1 protein-coding gene is annotated in these 2,197 nt (G+C 53.6%); it reads left to right on the top strand.

Translation table 11 applies throughout. The features are described 5' to 3' along the window. The first annotated feature begins 1,003 nt into the window (after window positions 1-1,003). Complete coding sequence (locus tag AC13EY_RS15185; RefSeq protein ID WP_482875850.1) at window positions 1,004-1,933, top strand: hypothetical protein; 930 nt, start codon at window positions 1,004-1,006, stop codon at window positions 1,931-1,933. Window positions 1,934-2,197: the final 264 nt, after the last annotated feature.

Below are 2,197 nucleotides of genomic sequence, written 5' to 3'. Positions count from 1 at the left end.
CTTGGCGACAGTGAACAAGGATTCCTGAGTGATATCGGCGCCACGCATGGAAATCGGGGTTCCCGGCAGATTGGAGCCGATATCGTAAACCTTACACGGCAAAGTCAGACAGACCGTAGGCGAATTTCAACAGGCTGTTAGGCGTAAGCATCAAAAACCAGCCTTCTGGCTGGTTTTTGCTATTCGGGCACTTGAGTAGCTGTGTGCGGGGCGACGTCGGGCTACAGCCGCCGATTGAGACAGATAAACTCCTCTTGGGTTTATCTGGAAAAATTCCCTCTGGCTGCCACGCTATCCCTCTCCAATTTGAAGGACGGGGTTCCCCGCGCTCAAAATTGATGAGTGGATCCTCTGCGCCGACAGCTACGCTGTTCTGACTTCGTTTATCAGATCAAGCACCTTGAACAGTTTTTCCAGCGTTAGTGGTGGCTTGGTTATGCCATTCCTATAACGTGAGAACGCATTGCGATTGCGGTACCTAGCTATCAGACCCGGCCGAGACTACGGCCAGCTGGAGCGATTGGCGCTGCCCGCACTGCATGTACAGCTTTTGCCACGGCTGAGGAGATGCTCTCGATCTAATTGACGAGTGCATGGCTTATCGTGACTCTCAAGCGGATGGCCCCATTGAAAGCTCTGTTTAGGTGAAGATGGAAGCTGTTTCGGCGGTGGAAATCTCAGGGGCACTGATTGGCCTGCTGGTCGGAGTTTGAGTAGAAGGTATGGAGGATACGGCTTAGCGTCAGCGGGCCTGCAAATCCTCCTTACCTTGGAATGGTCAGATCGTTTTGATAAGTGTTGGCGATTGTGGAGAGATTAGCGTTCTAGAGAGTCGGGGAGGTGGTCCGCATGCAATTCGGGTTCGGCTCGGAAAGGATAATCCGCATTTGGTCTATTCCAAGCGATATGACGGTGGCCTCTATGGTAGGGAGTCAGGTTTCTGCTATTCCCTATCAGGCGTGCCAGTCTACTTAACCTCGGACGACCTGCCGCGAGCCTACATATGAAACTACGAGGCAATAGGCGCGAGGTAAATCCTTTGCAGAATGTCAGATATCTGGAGCTTGATGGCGCTTGGCGCGAGGTTGAGCCGTTCCCTGCGTACTCCGTGGTGAAGCGCGCTAAAAACATGGTCTGCGTTGAGTGTGATGAGTTGTCGGTGGCCTCCGGTCGTGAGTGCGTCGACTTAGCTCTCAGAGTTTTGGCGTCAGAGCCGTTTTACCTGCGCAAAGACAGCATCCCGTGGCTAATGACCCACGTTGCCCACATCGGAGAGCTATTAGATGCGAAGAAGATTGGGCCAGAGTGTCTCATCGAAGAGAGCGTCTACCCGCTGTTTTGGGCGTATGAAAACGAGTACCAGCGCTTTCTTTATGTGACGCGCTTTGTTGGCGCCATTTCGTTCATTGTGGAAGCCTGTCTTACCGGTGCGCACTGGAAAGAGGCTGACAGCTGTTTCTACAGTGTTGATCAACTGGTGAGTGAGACAGCCTACAACAAGAGTTCAGTTCAGTTTCTGGCTGGTCTGTATCAACATTTTCATGCCAAGGCGACGAAGGCCAACTTGACGTCAAGGATCATCGCGGGAGTGTCTGTGGTTTTCCGGATTCCGCCAGGTGAGCGGGCAGTCGTATCGCTGATGGAGGGGGACTTGATACTGCCTGAAGGTCGCCAACTCATCGGTCTCGTCGAGCGATACCACCTGTCATCACAGATGTACCCCGCAATACCGCAAGGCCGCGGCGAGATGGTTGCCGACACTGAGCTTGGTGCGTCTCCGTTCCATATTCGGCATCCAGTAACGATGGACTATCACACTCCTGCGTCGATGCCTTGGGCTTACTCCAGCACACTGGCAACGCTGCACATCCCGCACGAGTGGATTTTCAGCGGGGGTTACCCTGACGACGGCGATAGATCGGAGCGATTCTGACAGGGTCTGCAGAGAGGCTTTGTCGGACCTTGAAGTTGGCGGCAGGTAGCTACTCGGCGCCGGTATCGTTGGTAGCGAACGCATCTGGCAGAGGGGCTCTCCGAACAGTAACGGGCTATTTGCCTAGGGAAGGTCTGAATAACTCCCCGAAATCGGCGATAATACGCCCATCACAAAACCTGTAGGATTCGTTGCTGCCATGGATCAGATCACCTTCTCCGAAGCAGAGTACCAAACCAAGAAGCGCAAAACTCGCCGTGAGAT

The organism is Halopseudomonas sp. L-58, from assembly GCF_056859475.1.
This window is presented reverse-complemented; position numbering and strand designations above follow the sequence as displayed.